We start from the raw sequence: 16,645 nt of genomic DNA on the forward strand, positions 1-16,645 counted from the left end.
CGAATAATTCCGGGGTCCGGGTCCTGCCGGGTCCGGGAGGGTTCCTGCCAGGAGGACGATCATGAGTACCGCGAGTACGCGGCTGCCCGAGGGCCGCTACGGCCGCCCCTCGGACGAGGCCGCCGACCGCAAGCTCAAGATCACCGGTGCCGTCCTCGGCGCCCTGCTGCTCGCCCTGGTCGGCTATTTCGCCTACCACTATGTGGTGAAGACCGAGATCAGCGCCCAGGTGGTCGCCTTCGACGCCTCCGACAGCGCCGTCAAGGTGCATCTGGAGGTCCACAAGGACGCCGGCGCCTCCGGGTACTGCACCCTGCGCTCCCAGTCCGCGGACGGCTCCGAGGTGGGCCGGGCGGACTTCCGCTTCACCGGCTCCGCGACCGAGATCGACCGCGTGGTCACCCTCCGTACGACGGCCCGGGGCACCACGGCGGAACTGCTCGGCTGCCACACGGGCTGACACCTGTCACGAATACGTAGAGCCTCACCTGCGCCGACGTGATTCTGATGGCTTATGTCCTCCCCCTTACGCCGTTGAATTGTTAGGCTCGTGGTTTCGCCCTTCCGTGAAGGAACATGCTTCTGGGTAGGGCGATGCTTTGTATTCCCAGTACCTACGAGGAGCACCTGTGACCCAGACCAGTGAGAACGTCACCTGGCTGACCCAGGAGGCGTACAACCAGCTCAGGGCCGAGCTGGAGTACCTGTCTGGTCCTGCGCGCACGGAGATCGCCGCCAAGATCGCGGCCGCGCGCGAGGAGGGCGACCTGCGCGAGAACGGCGGGTACCACGCGGCCAAGGAGGAGCAGGGCAAGCAGGAGCTCCGTGTGCGCCAGCTGACCCAGCTCCTGGAGAACGCCAAGGTCGGCGAGGCTCCGACCTCCGCGGACGGCGCCGTCGCGCCCGGCATGGTGGTGACCATCGCCTTCGACGGCGACGAGGACGACACCATGACGTTCCTCCTGGCCTCGCGCGAGTACGCGAGCGCCGACGTCGAGACCTACTCGCCGCAGTCCCCGCTGGGCACCGGTGTCATCGGACACAAGGTCGGCGAGGACGCGGAGTACGAGCTGCCGAACGGCAAGAAGGCCTCGGTGAAGATCCTCAAGGCCGAGCCCTACTCCGGCTGACCCCCGAAGCCACCTGCCCCCGACGTCCCGTGGACGCCGGGGGCATCGTCGTCGTGCGCGCCGCACGGCCATGGTGCGCCGCAGGGCGGCGGAGGCAGCGGCCGTGCAACCGTTCGAGGCCCTCGGGAGTCTGGCGACGCAGGAATGTTCACCCGGGGAAAACCGTCCGTTTGCCCCCGTTCCGACAGGGGTTCCCTCCATGCCGATGCGTCCGCACAGCCGCCGCGTCTCCCGGGCCGCCGCCACCCTCGGGGCCGCCGGCCTGATCGCGCTGGCCGCGGCCCCCGCCGCCTTCGCCGATGAGACCGCGGCCGAACTGGTCGTCGGGGGCATCGGGCCGATCGACGGGGTGAAACCGGGGACCACCTTCGACCTGCCGGTCACCGTGGCGAACAAGGGCACCGAAGCCGCGGACAAGGTGTGGGTCCACTACGCCGTCACCCGGGGACTCGACTTCACGGAGGTTCCCTCCAACTGCCGGGCACAGTACGTCCGCTCCTACGACGAGATGCCCGAGTTGTGGACGGTGGCGTGCGAGTTCGACCAGGCGGTGCAGCCGGGCGTCGTCTACACGACCGACAGGCCTCTGCGCGTGAAGGCACTGGATCGCGCGCTCTACGACGAACTGTGGCTGCGTGTCGGGGAAGAAGATCCAGGGGTGGACGAGAACGGCACCGCGCCGGTGGCGGGCACCGCACCGGCGCTGAAACTGGTCGAAGGACAGGCCGGGGGCGCGGGGTCCACGCGAGTCGTCCATCTGCCCGTCACCTCCGTCAACACGGCCGACTACCAGGTGACGGGTGCCACATTGAAGGGCGAGGTCGGTGAAACGGTGCCGATGAAGGTGGAGTTCGTCAACGCCGGCCCCGCCTGGGTCATGGGCCGGCCGGAGATCCCGTCCGTCAGCGTCGTCGTCACGCCGCCCGCCGGAACGTCGGTCGTCAAGACCGCCATGTTCTGCAAGGCCAAGGGCGCGGCGTACCGATGCGGCATGCTCGCGGGAGCTCTCAACGAGGGCGGCCGACAGCCCTACACCTTCAGACTGAAGATCGAGAAGCGCGTGGCGCACGCGAAGGGGACGGTGGCGCTGAGCACCGAGGCGCTTCCGTTCGACCCCCTCAAGGCCGACGACAAGGCCGACATCACCCTGGACGTCACCGGTGGGGAGCCGACAGGCTCGACGGGCGGGGCAGGCGGCTCGACGGGCGGGGCAGGCGGCTCGACGGGTGGGGCAGGCGGCTCGGCGAGCGGGTCGGGCGGCTCGGCGAGCGGGTCGGGCGGCGGGGCAGGCGGATCGGCGAGCGGGTCGGGCGGCTCGGCCGGTGGGTCGGCGTCCGGCAGCGGCGGGGCCACGGCGAACGGCGGCAGCCTGGCGGAGACCGGGTCCTCGGCGCTGCCGATCACGGGCGTGGCCGCCGCGGCTCTGGTCACGGGTGCGGGCACGCTGGTCATCGCGCGCCGCCGCCGGGACCAGAGCCCGACCTGACGACCGTCCGAGGCGGCGCCTCGGGCAGCCGGCCGGCCCGAGCCGCCCCTGCTCAGCCCGCAGCCCGGCGGTACTTGCGGACCGCGAGCGTGCGGAAGGCCAGGATGATCACGACCGACCAGATCAGCGAGGCCACGATCGGGTGCTGCATCGGCCAGGCGTCGGACGCGTTGAAGCCCGGCGGCAGGTTGCCGAACAGCTCACGGGCGGCCTGCACGGTGGCGCTGAACGGGTTCCACTCCGCGATGTGCCGCAGGAACGTCGGCAGGTGGCTCGCGTCCACGAACGCGTTCGAGATGAACGTCAGCGGGAACAGCCAGATCAGACCGCCCGAGGTCGCGGCTTCCGGGGTGCGCACGGACAGGCCGATGAGCGCGCCGATCCAGGAGAACGCGTACCCGAGCAGCAGGAGCAGGCCGAAGCCGGCGAGCACCTTGCCGATGTTCTCGTGGGTGCGCCAGCCGACGATCAGCGCGACGACGGCCAGCACGACCAGGGTGAGCGCGGTCTGCACCAGGTCGGCGATGGTCCGCCCGGTCAGCACCGCGCCGCGCGCCATGGGCAGGGACCGGAAGCGGTCGATGAGGCCCTTGTGCATGTCGTCGGCGATGCCGGCACCCGCGCCCGCGGTGGCGAAGGTCACCGTCTGCGCGAAGATGCCCGCCATCAGGAACTCTCGGTAGGCCTGGGTGGAGGTGGACGAGCCGACCTGGATCGAGCCGCCGAACACGTAGGTGAACAGCACCACGAACATGATCGGCTGGATGAGCCCGAAGATCAGCATCTCGGGGATCCGGGACATCCTGATCAGGTTGCGTTTCGCGACCACCATCGAGTCGCGGAAGGACTGGCTGACGGCGTTGCCCGGGGCGGCTACCCGCACGGTGTCGCTGGCGGCACTCACTTCACGGTCTCCTTGCGGCTGTCCTTGCGGGTGTTCTTCTGGCCCTGTTCACCGGTGTCCTCGGTCTTCTCCTCGGCCGTGTGCCCGGTCAGGGACAGGAAGACGTCGTCGAGGGTCGGGCGGCGCAGCGCGATGTCGTCGATCTCGATGCCCCGGGAGTCCAGCTCGCGGATGACCTCGGCGAGCAGCTTGGCGCCGCCGGTGACGGGGACCGTCAGCTTGCGGGTGTGCTCCTCGACGGTGGTCTCGCCCTTGCCGAAGCCGCGCAGCACCTCGCCCGCGGTGGGGATGTGGTCGCGTTCGTGCACCACGACCTCGACGCGCTCGCCGCCGGTGCGGGCCTTGAGCTGGTCGGAGGTGCCCTGGGCGATGACACGGCCGTGGTCGACGACCGCGATGTCGTGGGCGAGGTGGTCGGCCTCCTCCAGGTACTGGGTGGTGAGCAGCAGCGTCGTACCGCCGGAGACGAGCTGCTTGATGACCTCCCACAGCTGCTGGCGGTTGCGCGGGTCGAGGCCGGTCGTCGGCTCGTCCATGAACATCACGGGCGGCGAGACGACCAGGGCGGCCGCGAGGTCGAGGCGGCGGCGCATGCCTCCGGAGTAGGTCTTGGTGGGGCGGTCGGCGGCGTCGGTGAGGTGGAACTGCTCGAGCAGCTCGACCGCGCGGGCCTTGGCCTGCTTCGCGCCCATCTGGTAGAGACGGCCGACCATCTGGAGGTTCTCCCGGCCGGTCAGGTATTCGTCGACCGCCGCGAACTGTCCGGACAGGCCGATGGAGCGGCGGACGGCGTCCGGCTGCCCGAGCACGTCCAGCCCGGCGACGACCGCCCTGCCGCTGTCGGGGCGGAGCAGGGTCGTCAGACAGCGGACGGTCGTCGTCTTGCCGGCGCCGTTGGGGCCGAGCAGTCCGAGGACGGTGCCTTCGGGGACATCGAGGTCGACGCCGTCCAAAGCCCTTACGTCACCGAAGGTCTTCACCAGGCCTTCGGCGTAGATGGCGCCTGGCATATGTGTCTCCACGTCGTCGAGGATTCTTCGAGAAAGGCTAGGTATGCGCGCTTCGGGCCGCCTATGGTTTTCGCCGGTACGAACGGCAGGCGGGCGGGCACGACCGTGGCCACGGGACACACCATAACGCGATGTATCGCGTCCGTCGACAGATTTTCTCGAACGAGTGAATGAACGGGACCTGGCCCGGCCGTCTCCCGCCGGGCCCGGGCCCTCGTCAGTCGATGACCGTGTATCCGGCCTCGCGCAGCGCCCGCCCGACCTCCGCGCAGTGCTCCGGGCCCTTGGTCTCCAGCTGCAGTTCGACCTCCGCCTCCGAGAGCCCGAGACGGGGGTCGGTCCGGACGTGGCTGATGTCCAGGACGTTGGCGTCGGCTCCCGACAGCACCCCGAGGAGCGTGGCCAGAGCGCCCGGCCGGTCGGTCAGCCGCAGCCGTACGGCCAGGTAACGGCCCTGCGCGGACATGCCGTGCCGCAGCACGCGCTGCATCAGCACCGGGTCGACGTTGCCGCCGGAGAGCACCGCGACGACCGGTCCGGCGAAGGCGCCGGGCTCGGCGAGCAGGGCCGCCACCGGGGCGGCTCCGGCCGGTTCCACGACCAGCTTGGCCCGCTCCAGGCAGAGCAGCAGGGCGGCGGAGAGCCGGTCCTCGCCGACCGTGCGGACCTCGTCGACCAGCTCCTCGACCAGTGCGAACGGCACCTCGCCCGGCCGTCCCACCTTGATGCCGTCGGCCATCGTGACCGGGTTGCGCACCGAGACCGGGCGACCGGCCGCCAGCGAGGGCGGATAGGCGGCCGCGCCCTCCGCCTGGACGCCGACGATCCGGACGTCCGGCCTGACCGCCTTCACCGCGACCGCGATCCCGGCGGCCAGCCCGCCGCCGCCGACGCCCACGACGATCGTGCCGACCTCCGGGCACTGGTCCAGGATCTCCAGGCCGACCGTGCCCTGGCCGGCGATGACGTCGGGGTGGTCGAAGGGGTGGATGAACACCGCGCCGGTCTCGGCCGCGTACTCCTGGGCGGCGGCCAGCGTCTCGTCGACCACCTGCCCGTGCAGCCGTACCTCCGCGCCGTACTCGCGGGTCGCGCTGATCTTGGGCAGCGGGGCGCCCTCGGGCATGAACACCGTGGCGTGCACGCCGAGCAGCGCGGAGGCCAGGGCCACGCCCTGGGCGTGGTTGCCGGCGCTGGCCGCCACCACCCCGGCGGCACGCTGCTCGGGCAGCAGGCCGGAGATGCGCACATAGGCGCCGCGCAGCTTGAACGAACCGGTCCGCTGGAGGTTCTCGCACTTGAGGTGGACCGGCGAGCCGACCAGCTCGGACAGGTGCCTGCTGGTCTCCATCGCGGTCACCCGCGCCACGCCCCTGAGCATCTTCTGAGCACCTCGCACGTCGTCGAGGGTGACCGGGCGCAAGGAGTCGGCCGTGCTGTAGCTCATGGTTCAAGTCTCGCAGTTCACAGAGCGGAACCTCGGGTGTGACCAACCTCCGAGACCGGTTTGCGCAGCGCCGGTACGACTCGACCCCTGTCCGCGTACTCTGTCCCCCACACCAGCACTCTTCCTGAAGTGAGCCCCCGGCCATGCCCACAACACCTGAAATGTCGATGGACATGACGACCGTCGGTGACACCGGCCTCCTCGACACGCTGCAGCACGAGGTGGCGGTGTTCGCCCGCCGTGCCGAACAGACCCGGCTCGGCGGCGTCGGTCAGGTGCGCAACTCCATGGACCGCGCCGCGTATCTGCTGCTCAACCGCCTCGACAAGGAAGGCCCCATGGGGGTCAAGGCGCTGGCGGCGAGCATGGGCATCGACTCCTCCACGGTCACCCGGCAGGTGGCCCCGCTGGTCGACACCGGGCTCGTCAAGCGCACCTCGCACCCCGAGGACGGGCGGGCCGTGGTGCTCCAGCTGTCCCCGCGCGGGCTGGCGCGGCTGGACGAAGTACGTTCGTCGCGGCGGCAGTTGATGGCCGAGCTGACCCAGGACTGGGAGCCGGAGGAGCGCGAGGCCTTCTGCGCGCTGCTCACGCGCTTCAACACCGCCCTGTCGGCACGGATGTCCGTGCAGCCGGGCCCGGACGCACCGCCTGCGTCCTGAAAACCCGGCACGCGTGCGTGCCGCCCGGCTCTTGACCGTGGGGGCACCCCTGGCCTCATATGAGACCGGGGCTCCGTCGAACCCGTATCGACACCGCATCCGCACCCGTGTCCGGTTCCCGGACGCGGTGGGGCCCACGGACGGGGAGGCACGGTGCGTGATCGGCAGGCGTTCCAGGACGCCCGCCGGGCCCGGGAGTTCGAGGCATTCGTCGCGGGCGCGGCAGGTCGGCTCCTCCATGCCGCCACCCTGCTCACCGCGGAGGCCCCCGACGCCAACCCGCGGGCGCGACGCCTGCTGACCCTGGCGCTCGCGCACACGTACGCGTGCTGGGACCGGCTGCGGGGCGAGGACCCGTACGACCGGGCCCGCCAGCATCTGGCCCTGCGCTTCGCGAACTCGGTCTGGCACCAGTACGGCGGTCCGCTGAGCCGTACCCGCGCGCACCCGCACAGCGCCCTCGCCGTCCTGACCCCCCAGGAACGCCTGATCCTGGTGCTGCGGCTGTACGAGGGGGTCGCCGAGGAGCAGACGGCGGCGCTGCTCGGCCTGCCCACGGACCGCGTGCACGACATCTGCGACCGGGCCACCGCCACCCTGCTGCATCCGCCCAGGAAGGGGGCACCCACGGTGATGGGAGCGAAGGTGGCGCCCTCGTGAACCGCGCCCAGCGCGAGGCCGCGGCCCGGCGGATCATGGAGCAGGGGGCGCCGCGGGTGCCGCCGGACCTCTACGGCGAGGTGCTGCGCCGGGGCGGCCGGCTGCTGCGCCGCCGGCGCGCCGCCCGCCGCCTGCTGTGGCTGCTGCTGTGCGCGGCGGCGGTGGCGTTCACCGTCTGGGCGTCCCTGGCCCGGCCGTGGGCGCAGCCGCCGTCCACGACGACTCCGCCCGTCGTCGGCTGGTGAGCCGACCCGGACCGGCCGTGAGCCGGGCCCGGACAAGCCGTGAGCCGGGCCCGGCCGGCCGGTGAGCCGGACCTAGCCGAGTGCCTGCTGGATGTCCTCCAGCAGGTCGTCGACGTTCTCGATGCCCACGGACAGGCGGACCAGGTCGGCGGGCACCTCCAGCGCGGAACCGGCCGCCGAGGCGTGGGTCATCCGGCCCGGGTGCTCGATCAGCGACTCGACACCGCCGAGGGACTCGCCGAGGGTGAAGACCCTGGCGCGGTTGCAGACCTCGACCGCCGCCTCCTCGCCGCCCGTGACCTGGAAGGAGACCATGCCGCCGAAGGCCTTCATCTGCTTGGCCGCGGTCTCGTGGCCGGGGTGCTCGGGCAGTCCCGGGTAGAGGACCCGCATCACGCGCGCGTGCCGGGTGAGCATGTCGGCGATCCTGGTGGCGTTCTCGCTGTGCCGGTCCATGCGCACCGCGAGCGTCTTGGTGCCGCGCAGCACCAGCCACGAGTCGAACGGCCCGGCGACCGCGCCCATCGCGTTCTGGTGGTACGCCAGCTCCTCGCCCAGCGTCTGGTCCGACACGATCAGCGCGCCGCCGACCACGTCCGAGTGACCGCCCATGTACTTCGTCAGCGAGTGCACGACGACGTCCGCGCCCAGCGCGAGCGGCTGCTGGAGGTAGGGCGTGGCGAAGGTGTTGTCGACGACGAGCCGGGCGCCCGCGTCGTGCGCGACCTGGGCGACGGCGGCGATGTCGGTGATGCCGAGCAGCGGGTTGGACGGGGTCTCCACCCAGACCGCCTTGGTCTTCGGGGTCATCGCGGCGCGCACGGCGGCCGGGTCGCTGGTGTCGGCGACGGACCACTCCACTCCCCAGCGGGAGACGACCTTCGCGAACAGCCGGAACGTGCCGCCGTAGGCGTCGTTCGGGATGACCACGTGGTCGCCCGGGCTGAGCAGCGTGCGCAGCAGGGCGTCCTCGGCGGCCAGCCCGGAGGCGAACGCGAGCCCGCGGCGGCCACCCTCCAGCGCGGCGAGGTTCTCTTCGAGGGCGGTCCTGGTGGGGTTGGCGCTGCGGCTGTACTCGTAGCCGCCGCGCAGACCGCCGACGCCGTCCTGCTTGTAGGTCGAGACCTGGTAGATCGGCGGTACGACCGCACCGGTGAGGGGGTCCGCCGTGTTGCCCGCGTGGATGGCGAGTGTCTCGAAATGCTGACTGATGTGCCTGTCGCTCATGGGTCATGAGCCTAGTGCTCATGACCGCGCCGAGACCCCCGCACCGGTCCGCGGCCGGTGCCCGCCGCCGCGTTGTCCACAGGCACGGAGACCGGTTGGCCAATTGTCGGCGCCGTCTGGTTCGCTTGACGCATGGCGATTCTCTGGGCCCTGATGGCGCTGCTCCTGCTGAGCTTCGTGCTGCTCCCCGTCCTGCGGCGGCGGCGCGGCATGATCGAGCGGGTCCACCCGAGCCACCCGGACGCCGCCGACCCGGCGGACTACGGTTTCGTGCGCGAGGAGGACCTGGACGTCCGGATGCCCGGACCCGATCACGACCTGCTCGACGTCCTGGACCTGGTGCAGCGCACCCACGACTACCACGCGGCGGCGCAGCTGCTCGCGGGCACGGAGATCGGCGGCGAGCTGCGCTGGCAGCGGGTGCAGGCCTTCGCCGGCGCCGCGGCGCTGGAGCTCGAGGAGCGGCCCGGCGGGGTCAGCGAGACGCCGGGCGGGCAGTGGCTGCGGGTGTGGCGTGCCGAGCGGCCCAAGGACGCGGGCGGCGCGGCCGTCCACGCGGAGTTCCTGGTCCAGCAGGCGTGGCGGACGTCGACGCCGGGCACGGACGACTTCCGGATCATCATGGAGGAGGCCAGGGACGCCTGCGGTCAGGCGGCTCTGCTCTCCCCCGGTGATCCGGTGCCCTGCATCGTCGAGATGTCGGTGGCCCGTGGGCTGAACTACTCGCAGCCGGAGTTCGAGAAGCTCTGGCTGAAGATCCTGGACCGGGCGCCCACGCACATGGGGGCGCATCTCGCGGCCCTGCACTACTGGTGCGAGAAGTGGCACGGTTCGCGCGAGCTGGCGTACTCCTTCGCCGAGGCCGCCGCCGCACGTGCTCCGCGGGGTTCGCTGCTGGCCGCGATGCCGCTGTTCGCGGTCTTCGAGCACCTCCCCGAGGTCAACCTGGTGGCGAGCTTCTACCAGAGCGAGGTCGTCACCAAGGCGGTCCACGGCGCCCTGCACGCGGTGCACTCGGCCCGCCAGGACGACCCGATGCTCGCCCACGTGCGGCATCTGCTGGTCTTCTTCCTGGTCCGCTCCGAGCGCTGGGCGGAGGCCATGGGCGAGCTGATACACGTCGACGGGCACGTGGGAGCCCTGCCGTGGACCCTGTCCGCGAACCCGGCCGCCGAGTTCGCCCTGTACCGCGCGCTGGCGGTCGCGGGCTACGAGGCGAACGGCGGCACCCCCGCGACGCTGCCCGGCTGAGGGGCGTACCGGGGCTCTCGGAGTCCGACGGGCCGCCCGGCGGCCGCCTCGGGTCGTCGTGCGGCGCCGTGGAGGGAACAATGGAAGGCCCACGCCGCGTGAGGTGGTGGCCATGCCCGCTTGGCACCTGCGTGAGTACCACGAAGACGATCTCGACCAGGCGATCGACATCTGGGACCAGAGCCGCCGGGCCGACGAGGACCAGGTGTTCGCGGTCTCCGAGGTCATGACGGCGGCCAAGGCCGGACAGCCGGCGGTCGTCGCGGTCGTCGGCGACGAACTGGTCGGCATGGCGGTGGCCCAGGCGCACGGAAAGCGGGGGTGGATCCTCCTGGTGGCGCTCGCCTCCCGCTGGCGTGAGCGCGGGATCGGCAGCGCCCTCCTCGCCGATCTCGAACGGCGTCTGCGCGCACTGGGTGTGCGCCACATCAGCGCGCTGCTGCCCGCCGAAGCGGCGGGGACCAAGGCGCTGGAGAACTCCGGCTACCGGTTCCGCGACGGGCTCACCTACTACGAGAAACTCGAACCCGTCGTCACCGCCAACGCGGAGGTCCTCGCCTCGCTGGGCGGGCGCATGCTGCCCGAGGGCCTGTGGAACGCCATGGCCGGCATGGAGGAGGAGAAGGACGTCGTCGATCGCCGTGTCGTACTCCCGCTGACCGAACCGGCGCTGGCGGACCGGTACGGTGTCGCCCCGCCCAAGGCGATCATCCTGTTCGGGCCGCCGGGCACCGGGAAGACCAGCTTCGCCAAGGCGGTGGCCTCCCGGCTCGGCTGGCCGTTCGTGGAGCTCTTCCCCTCCCGGCTCGCGGCCGACACGAGCGAGGGTCTGGCCGTGGCGTTGCGGGAGGTCTTCGCGGATCTGGCGGAACTGGACTCGGTCCTGCTCTTCATCGACGAGGTCGAGGAGATCGCCGGCGCGCGCTCCGGCAAGGCGGTCGATCCCGGGCACGGCGTGACCAACGAGCTGCTGAAGCTCATCCCCCTCTTCCGCGAGCACGACGCGCGGCTGCTGGCCTGCGCCACCAACTCGGTCCGCTCCCTGGACGCGGCGTTCCTGCGTCCGGGCCGGTTCGACTACGTGATCCCCATCGGCCCGCCGGACGCGACCGCCCGCGCGGCGATCTGGAGCCGCTACCTCAGAGTCGCCGAAGGGTCGGTGGATGTCGCCCAACTCGTCCGGGCGAGCGAACTGTTCACCCCGGCGGACATCGAATTCGCCGCCCGCAAAGGTGCCCAGGCGGCGTTCGAGCGTGAAGTCACCCATCGTCAGGGACGGCCGGCGACGACGGAGGACTACATGACCGCCATCGCCGACACACGGCCGACGCTCACCGCACAGGCTGTCCAGGAGTTCGCGGAGGACATCGAGAAGTACCGTCGGCTCTGAGCCGGAACCCCCGCCCGGCCCCCGTTTCCGGTGTGGCGGTACGGCTTCCGCCCGGCCCGTGGCTCTCCACGCCTCGGGGGCGGGATCCCGACGAGTGGAGGGCCTCCGGTCCCGCGGATCGAAGCGGTCGCGACGGTAGGACGCACCGTCGTTCACCCGAAGGAAGGCGGTGCCTTCGCCGCACGCCCTAGCCCGGATGCCGTGTCCGGGATGCGTGCCGGTGGGGTCCGCCGCAGGATCCTGATCATGCGGACATCTACTCTCATACGCCCCTGTCCTCCGTCGGCGCGACGCGGTCGACGTCATGTCATATCCGCGGCGCTGGCCTGCGGTGTCCTTCTCGCCGGCAGCACCGCGTGCGCCGGGTCCGACGAGCACAGGAGTCACGTCGGCGCCCCGGGCGTCAACAACCCGTCCGCGTCGGGCTCCACCGGCCCGAAAGCGGTACCGCGCCTCCCCGGCGTCGGCACTCGCATGTCGAAGCGCGTACCGGAAAAGGCCCAGCAGGCCGTGGTCGTCTACGGCGACGGCCGGAACTCCGACGAGAGCACCGTCGTGCTCTACCAGAAACAGGGCAACGCCTGGAAGACCAAGGGCAGTTGGCGGGCGCACAACGGCAGGTCGGGCTGGACGACCGATCATCGCCTGGACGACGACCGCAGTCCGGTCGGCGTCTTCTCCCTGACGGATGCGGGAGGCGCCCAGGACGATCCCGGCAGCCACCTGCGCTACTGGTACGACGACAACGCCTTCACGTCCATGATCGACGAAGACGTGGACGACGACACCGCCCACCAGTTCGACTACGTCATCGCCATCGACTACAACCGGCTCAAGGGCGTGCCGCCGTTCGACTGGACTCGTCCCCAGGGAGTGGAGAAGGGCGGCGGCATATGGCTGCACCTGGACCACGGTGACGGCACGTCCGCCTGTGTCACCGTTCCCGAGGCCGGCATGAAGACCCTGCTGCGCACCCTCGATCCGCACCTCCACCCCGTCGTCGTGATGGGGGACCGGGACCGGCTGAAGGCCTGAGGGCTGTCCCGTGGCCGCGTCGTCGGCGGGAGGGGCCCTCAGATACCGGGGATGAGCGACACCAGGATCACCAGAACCAGCAGGACCAGCCGCAGTACGGAGACCGCTCTGCCGCCCCTCACCGTCTCCGGCTGGTTCGCGCGCCGCAGCACCGCGAAGGCCGTGGCGACGGCCGAGAGCACGAGCAGGACGGCCATGCCGACGAAGAAGGTGTCGGAGGGATCGGCCATGACCGGACCGGGATCCGTCGGATCGGTGTGGTCCTGCACCGACCACGTGACGAGCACACCCGCGACCCAGCAGGTCACGGCGAGGTCGAGCACCAGTACCCCGAGCCAGAGCCCGGCCACCGGATCGAGTCGCCGCCCCTGCTCCCCCTTGGCTTCCACGGGGTGGATCGTAGCGCCTGCGCCGCAGGGCGGGCACGTCCCGTCCGAGGCTCCGGCGACGGGCCGGGCACCGCGGCGGACCGGTCGCACGGCCGGGCCCGGCGAACCGGATGTCCGGTCCGCCGGGCCCGGCCCCCGGTCAGCCCTGCTCGGATCTCACCGCCCGCCCGGCCGGGGCTCGTCAGCCCTCCGTGCGGGCCGGCAGTCGCCAGCCCGGGCGCGGGAAGTGGCAGGTGTAGCCGTCGGGGTAACGCTCCAGGTAGTCCTGGTGCTCCGGCTCCGCCTCCCAGAAGGGCCCGACCGGCTCGACCTCGGTGACGACCTTGCCCGGCCAGAGGCCGGAGGCGTCCACGTCCGCGATCGTGTCCACGGCGATCCGCTTCTGCTCGTCGTCCACGTAGTAGATCGCGGAACGGTAGCTGAGGCCGATGTCGTTGCCCTGGCGGTTCTTGGTGCTCGGGTCGTGGATCTGGAAGAAGAACTCCAGGATCGCCCGGTAGTCGGTCTTCTCGGGGTCGAAGAGGATCTCGATGGCCTCCGCGTGCGTGCCGTGGTTACGGTACGTCGCGTTCGGCACGTCTCCCCCGGTGTACCCGACCCGGGTCCCGGTCACGCCCGGGAGCCGGCGGATCAGGTCCTGCATCCCCCAGAAGCATCCGCCCGCCAGCACGGCCCTCTGCGTCTGCCCAGCCATTACGGACCCTCCACATTCTGTCAGCTCGGTCATTCGGGCCGGCCGGCTCGCACATCCCGGTCTTCCGCGCCCACTCCCCACAACACGCGAGGCCCCCGGGCGATTCCGTGTCCGTCCGGTCACCGTCCGGAGGCCGTGCCGGCAATTGGGTTGCGGCGGCCGGGTGCGGGCGGGCTGAATGGCTCGTATGGCCGACATTCATGGCTCCTACGACGAGTTGTTCGCCGCCGTGCCCACCATGCTCTCCGGACTGCTGGACGAGGGGGACGTGGGGGGTGCCGTCGCCGTCTTCGTGGACGGGGAGGCCGTGGTCGACGTGTGGGGCGGGTTCGCCGACGCGGGGCGGACGCTGCCCTGGGAGCGGGACACCATCGTCAACGTGTTCTCCGTGACCAAGACGATGACCGCCCTGTGCGCGCTCGTCCTGATCGACCGGGGTGAGCTGGATCCCGACGCGCCGGTGGCCCGGTACTGGCCCGAGTTCGCCGCGGCGGGCAAGCAGGGCGTCCTGGTGCGGCATCTGCTCTCGCACACGGCGGGGCTGCCCGACTGGGAGGGACCGGTCGAGGAACTGTACGACTGGGCCACGGCCACCGCCCGGCTCGCCGGGCAGGCTCCGCAGTGGGAACCGGGGACGGCGGCCGGGTACCACTCGCTCACCCAGGGTTTCCTCGTCGGTGAGGTGGTGCGCCGGATCACCGGGCGGAGCGTGGGCGAGTTCTTCGCCGCCGAGGTGGCCGGGCCGCTGGGCGCGGACTTCCACATCGGCCTGGGTGCCGAGCACGACCGGCGGGTGGCGCCCACCGTGCCGCCGCCGGGCCGGGACGAGGACTACGCGGCCGGCGCCCGGGACGGCGACGCGACCGCGACCCGCGCCGGTGTCGCCGTCCTCCGGGTCCGGGACGGCAACGGCGTCGCCTGGCGCCGCGCCCAGATCCCCGCCGCGAGCGGCTTCGGCAACGCCCGGTCCGTCGCCCTCGTGCAGTCCCTGCTCGCCTGCGGCGGAACCGTCGGCGGGGTTCGGGTGCTGTCGCCGGCCGGCTGCGCGCGGGCCGCGGAGGTGCAGTTCGACGGATTCGACCGGACCCTCGGCATGCCTTCCCGCTACGGCCTGGGCTACGGCCTCTTCGGCAGCGCCCTCGGCTGGGGCGGCTGGGGCGGCGCACTGGTCTGGGTCGATCCGGACGAGCGGCTGGCGATCGCCTACGTGACGAACCAGATGCGCGAACCGGCGGCCGACAACCGCGCCGTCGAACTGGTCATGGCCGCGCAGGACGGGCTCAAGGGCCTGCGGGGGTGACCGTCAGCCGCCGCTGCCGTAGGGGCGGGTGAGGATCTCCAGACGGTGGCCGTCGGGGTCGTCGAAGTAGGCGCCGCGGCCGCCGTCGTTGGTGTTGATCTCACCGGGGTGGCTGTGGTGCGGGTCGGCCCAGTAGGTGAGGCCCGCGCCGCGGACGCGGGTGAAGATCTCGTCGAAGTCGTCCTCGGAAACCAGGAAGGCGTAGTGCTGCGGGGGGATGTCCCCGGGGCTGTCCATGTAGTCGAGGGTGACGCCGTTGGGCAGCGCGACCGGCACGAACGGGCCGTATTCCGGGCTGACTTCGAGTCCGAGGATGTCGGCGAGGAACCGTGCCGACTCGTGCTTGTCGTGTGCGGCGACGATGGTGTGGTTCAGGTTCACGGTCATCGTGGGACCTCCTCCTGCCCAACGTACTCCCGGCGCCGGCCGCACAAGGTCGCTGAGGCCCGCTGAGGCCTGCCAAGGCCTGCTCAGTGCGGTACCGGTGGCCGCCGGCCCGGTGGCGCGCGCCCCGGTGCCCCCGCCGGAGATCCCGGTGGGTGCGCGCGTCCCCGGTCGGCGGCCCCTGCCTGCTCCGGCTCGTCGGCCGGAGACAGGGACGGTGACTCAGATGGTCGCCGCGTCGATCACGAAGCGGTAGCGGACGTCGCTGTTGACGACCCGCTCGTAGGCCTCGTTGACCTGGTCGGCGTCGATCAGTTCGATCTCGGCGCCCAGCTGGTGCTCGGCGCAGAAGTCCAGCATCTCCTGGGTCTCCTGGATGCCGCCGATGCCGGAGCTGGTCAGGACGCGGCGGTGGCCGAAGACGGAGGAGAGCAGGATCTGCACCGGCTCCTCCGGGATTCCGACGTTCACCATCGCGCCGTCGGTGCGCAGCAGCGAGAGGTAGGCGTCGAAGTCGAGCGGCGCCGACACCGTGTTGAGGATGATGTCGAACGTGCCCTTGAGGTCCTCGAAGGTCTTCGGGTCACTGGTCGCGCGGTAGTCGGTGGCGCCCAGCTTGAGGCCGTCGTCCTTCTTGCGGAGCGACTGGGACAGGACGGTGACCTCCGCGCCGAGGGCGGCGGCGATCTTGACGCCCATGTGGCCCAGGCCGCCGAGTCCGACCACGGCGACCTTCTTGCCGGGACCGGCGTTCCAGTGCTTCAGCGGGGAGTACGTGGTGATGCCGGCGCACAGCAGGGGCGCGGCGACGTCGAGGGAGAGGCCGTCCGGGATGCGGACGACGTAGTTCTCGTCGACGACGACCTTCTGCGAGTAGCCACCGTAGGTCGGCTGTCCGTCCTTGCCGACGGCGTTGTAGGTCCAGGTCGGGCCGCCGCCGGTGCAGTACTGCTGGAGGCCGGCCTTGCAGTTGTCGCACTCGCGGCAGGAGTCGACCATGCAGCCGACGCCCACGCGGTCCCCCACCGCGTACCTGGTGACACCCGTGCCGACCTCGGAGACGACGCCCGCGATCTCGTGACCGGGCACCATCGGGAAGATCGCCGTACCCCAGCCCTCGCGGGCCTGGTGGATGTCGGAGTGGCAGATTCCGGCGAACTGGATGTCGATGAGGACGTCGAATTCGCCGACCGCGCGCCGCTCGATCGTGGTCCGCTCCAGCGGGGCCTTCGCGGCGGGCGCGGCGTAAGCAGCAACAGTGGTCATGAGGGGGGTTCTCCTAGGGGTGTGGTCGTGCCCGGTCGTCTTTCTTCCCGGACACGTATCCAGACTCCTCCACGCTACGTCCGCCACCCAGCCCCCGCCTCTGCGTACGTCCGGCGTGCCTACCACTGGCGGGGTCAGGTTCCCGTGCGTACGACCGTGAATACT

Annotated in this window: 18 protein-coding genes; 10 read left to right on the plus strand and 8 right to left on the minus strand. The window is 71.3% G+C overall.

Features of this window, described 5'->3' with window-relative positions; all coding sequences use genetic code 11:
• Positions 1-61 precede the first annotated feature (61 nt).
• The 3 genes from ACFY3I_RS11820 to ACFY3I_RS11830 all read left to right on the plus strand — a co-directional run bounded on the left by ACFY3I_RS11820 (position 62) and on the right by ACFY3I_RS11830 (position 2,616).
• Positions 62-460: a DUF4307 domain-containing protein gene (locus tag ACFY3I_RS11820; protein WP_390860438.1), complete on the plus strand. Its 399-nt coding sequence runs from the start codon at positions 62-64 to the stop codon at positions 458-460.
• Positions 461-629: 169 nt separating this feature from the next.
• Positions 630-1,130, plus strand: a complete 501-nt coding sequence (gene greA / locus ACFY3I_RS11825; RefSeq protein ID WP_365284228.1) for a transcription elongation factor GreA — start codon at positions 630-632, stop codon at positions 1,128-1,130.
• 199 nt (positions 1,131-1,329) lie between these two features.
• A complete protein-coding gene (locus tag ACFY3I_RS11830) occupies positions 1,330-2,616 on the plus strand; it encodes a hypothetical protein (protein WP_390860439.1) in 1,287 nt (428 codons plus the stop codon).
• 52 nt (positions 2,617-2,668) lie between these two features.
• On the opposite strand, the gene ACFY3I_RS11835 is transcribed toward ACFY3I_RS11830, so the two are convergent.
• The 3 genes from ACFY3I_RS11835 to ilvA form a co-directional block, all read right to left on the minus strand.
• The gene (locus tag ACFY3I_RS11835; RefSeq protein ID WP_390860514.1) at positions 2,669-3,448 is read right to left on the minus strand and encodes an ABC transporter permease; all 780 of its coding nucleotides are present in this window, start codon (positions 3,446-3,448) and stop codon (positions 2,669-2,671) included.
• Between the two features lie 68 nt (positions 3,449-3,516).
• Positions 3,517-4,530, minus strand: a complete 1,014-nt coding sequence (locus tag ACFY3I_RS11840) for an ATP-binding cassette domain-containing protein (protein WP_365284222.1) — start codon at positions 4,528-4,530, stop codon at positions 3,517-3,519.
• 217 nt (positions 4,531-4,747) lie between these two features.
• Positions 4,748-5,977: a threonine ammonia-lyase gene (gene ilvA, locus ACFY3I_RS11845; RefSeq protein WP_390860440.1), complete on the minus strand. Its 1,230-nt coding sequence runs from the start codon at positions 5,975-5,977 to the stop codon at positions 4,748-4,750.
• Positions 5,978-6,144: 167 nt separating this feature from the next.
• Here ilvA and ACFY3I_RS11850 point away from each other — a divergent pair, with 167 nt between their 5' ends.
• From ACFY3I_RS11850 to ACFY3I_RS11860, 3 genes are all read left to right on the plus strand, one after another.
• Positions 6,145-6,639 (plus strand): MarR family transcriptional regulator, encoded by a 495-nt coding sequence (locus ACFY3I_RS11850; RefSeq protein WP_365284322.1) that lies wholly within the window; start codon positions 6,145-6,147, stop codon positions 6,637-6,639.
• A 153-nt stretch (positions 6,640-6,792) separates the two neighbouring features.
• Positions 6,793-7,299: a sigma factor-like helix-turn-helix DNA-binding protein gene (locus tag ACFY3I_RS11855; protein WP_365284218.1), complete on the plus strand. Its 507-nt coding sequence runs from the start codon at positions 6,793-6,795 to the stop codon at positions 7,297-7,299.
• Entirely contained in the window at positions 7,296-7,544 is a 249-nt protein-coding gene (locus tag ACFY3I_RS11860) for a hypothetical protein (protein WP_365284216.1), read from the plus strand. The genes ACFY3I_RS11855 and ACFY3I_RS11860 overlap by 4 nt, the downstream gene beginning before the upstream one ends.
• A 72-nt stretch (positions 7,545-7,616) precedes the next feature.
• Here ACFY3I_RS11860 and ACFY3I_RS11865 read toward each other — a convergent pair whose 3' ends face one another.
• Positions 7,617-8,771: a cystathionine gamma-synthase gene (locus ACFY3I_RS11865; RefSeq protein WP_390860441.1), complete on the minus strand. Its 1,155-nt coding sequence runs from the start codon at positions 8,769-8,771 to the stop codon at positions 7,617-7,619.
• A gap of 132 nt (positions 8,772-8,903) precedes the next feature.
• Here ACFY3I_RS11865 and ACFY3I_RS11870 point away from each other — a divergent pair, with 132 nt between their 5' ends.
• The 3 genes from ACFY3I_RS11870 to ACFY3I_RS11880 all read left to right on the plus strand — a co-directional run bounded on the left by ACFY3I_RS11870 (position 8,904) and on the right by ACFY3I_RS11880 (position 12,447).
• Positions 8,904-10,022: a hypothetical protein gene (locus ACFY3I_RS11870; protein WP_365284212.1), complete on the plus strand. Its 1,119-nt coding sequence runs from the start codon at positions 8,904-8,906 to the stop codon at positions 10,020-10,022.
• Between the two features lie 103 nt (positions 10,023-10,125).
• A complete protein-coding gene (locus tag ACFY3I_RS11875; protein ID WP_390860442.1) occupies positions 10,126-11,412 on the plus strand; it encodes an ATP-binding protein in 1,287 nt (428 codons plus the stop codon).
• A 474-nt stretch (positions 11,413-11,886) separates the two neighbouring features.
• Complete coding sequence (locus ACFY3I_RS11880; protein WP_365284207.1) at positions 11,887-12,447, plus strand: L,D-transpeptidase family protein; 561 nt, start codon at positions 11,887-11,889, stop codon at positions 12,445-12,447.
• A gap of 38 nt (positions 12,448-12,485) precedes the next feature.
• On the opposite strand, the gene ACFY3I_RS11885 is transcribed toward ACFY3I_RS11880, so the two are convergent.
• Both ACFY3I_RS11885 and msrA read right to left on the minus strand, forming a co-directional pair.
• The gene (locus tag ACFY3I_RS11885; RefSeq protein ID WP_390860443.1) at positions 12,486-12,836 is read right to left on the minus strand and encodes a hypothetical protein; all 351 of its coding nucleotides are present in this window, start codon (positions 12,834-12,836) and stop codon (positions 12,486-12,488) included.
• Between the two features lie 181 nt (positions 12,837-13,017).
• Entirely contained in the window at positions 13,018-13,530 is a 513-nt protein-coding gene (msrA, locus tag ACFY3I_RS11890; protein ID WP_390860444.1) for a peptide-methionine (S)-S-oxide reductase MsrA, read from the minus strand.
• Positions 13,531-13,717: 187 nt separating this feature from the next.
• Here msrA and ACFY3I_RS11895 point away from each other — a divergent pair, with 187 nt between their 5' ends.
• On the plus strand, positions 13,718-14,830 hold the full coding sequence (locus ACFY3I_RS11895; protein WP_390860445.1) for a serine hydrolase domain-containing protein: 1,113 nt from the start codon (positions 13,718-13,720) through the stop codon (positions 14,828-14,830).
• A 3-nt stretch (positions 14,831-14,833) separates the two neighbouring features.
• Here the strand turns inward: ACFY3I_RS11895 and ACFY3I_RS11900 are convergent, their stop codons facing one another.
• Together ACFY3I_RS11900 and ACFY3I_RS11905 are read right to left on the minus strand one after the other, a co-directional pair.
• Positions 14,834-15,217 carry a VOC family protein gene (locus ACFY3I_RS11900; RefSeq protein WP_365284199.1) on the minus strand — a complete coding sequence of 128 codons (384 nt, stop codon included), beginning with the start codon at positions 15,215-15,217 and terminating at the stop codon, positions 14,834-14,836.
• A 219-nt stretch (positions 15,218-15,436) separates the two neighbouring features.
• Positions 15,437-16,480, minus strand: a complete 1,044-nt coding sequence (locus tag ACFY3I_RS11905; protein ID WP_365284197.1) for an NAD(P)-dependent alcohol dehydrogenase — start codon at positions 16,478-16,480, stop codon at positions 15,437-15,439.
• Between the last annotated feature and the right edge of the window lie 165 nt (positions 16,481-16,645).

The sequence above is a fragment of the Streptomyces sp. NPDC001068 genome (assembly GCF_042897315.1).
Taxonomy (GTDB): Bacteria; Actinomycetota; Actinomycetes; order Streptomycetales; family Streptomycetaceae; genus Streptomyces.